Genomic DNA, 1003 nt, shown 5'->3' with positions numbered 1-1003 from the left:
AATCCGGCAGGGTAATATGTTGTGGGCATTTCCTGTCAGGGATTGTGCCCGGCTGCTGACGGCGCTGTTGTTTACGATCTCGCTGTAATCCAGACCGGCTACTCCGATAAATACGCCTGTAAAACTGCCTGACAGGTCGCTCGCTTTATATCCGGCATCTTCTATGGCCTCCCAGGACAACTCCAGACTCAGTCGGTGCTGGGGGTCCATCAACTCTGCCTCGCGGGGGGAGATACCGAAAAACAACGGATCAAAACCGGAGATGTCTTTCATAAAGGCACCCCACTTTATTTTCGTCTTCCCTTCTTCCTGGTTCTTGTCTCCATAGTAATCTTCCCAGCGCCAGCGGCTCGAAGGAATCTCGGTGACCAGGTCTGTTCCATCCTCAAGGTGGTGCCAAAACTCTTCCAGGTCTCCAGAGCCTGGCATTCGCCCGCTGATACCGACGATCGCTATCGGATCATAGTCTGGCTTATCGGTAACCGGAGTGCGAACTGCCCGAAGCTCACTGCTTCGGTCTGTGGCTATGAAGGTCTCTTCTACTGAAGGTTTTACTTCTTCATGTATAGGTACCGATGGTCGGGAAGATAATGACGGTGATGCCAGGGATTCGCTGAAGTAATGGTTCACTTCTTTCGAATGCTCGGTGAGCAGGTATGTCTTTAGTTCTTCCAGGTTAGGGTACTCAAAAAACAGGGTCGGGTATACTTCTATCTGAAGCTCTTCGCCCAACTCCCGGGCCAGGCTGATGATGCCTGCGGAGTCTACCCCAAAGTCCATAAAGTTCCTGCCCATATCTGAGGGAGATACGGCTCCGCCTGTACGGCTACGTAGCTTGTCCAGAAGGTAGGACGATACGGCTGACTCCAACGGTGATGATTCCGGTGAAGGGATCATTGTCGGTTTTGACTGAGTTGGAACTGTCCGGTTTGCCTGAACACTGGCAGGTGTCTCCAAAGGAATACGCTTGGCCGTAAAGCCTTTAAGCTCAACCTGGATCGCT

1 protein-coding gene is annotated in these 1003 nt (G+C 52.1%); it reads right to left on the bottom strand.

The window, feature by feature from the left end:
• The coding region (locus E1163_RS00275) for an acyl carrier protein (protein WP_221417867.1) at positions 1–1003 on the bottom strand (1003 nt) is incomplete at both ends.

The organism is Fulvivirga kasyanovii (assembly GCF_009711405.1).
GTDB lineage: Bacteria > Bacteroidota > Bacteroidia > Cytophagales > Cyclobacteriaceae > Fulvivirga > Fulvivirga kasyanovii.
The sequence above is the reverse complement of the archived record's forward strand: the minus strand, read 5'-3'. Positions and strand labels throughout refer to the sequence as shown.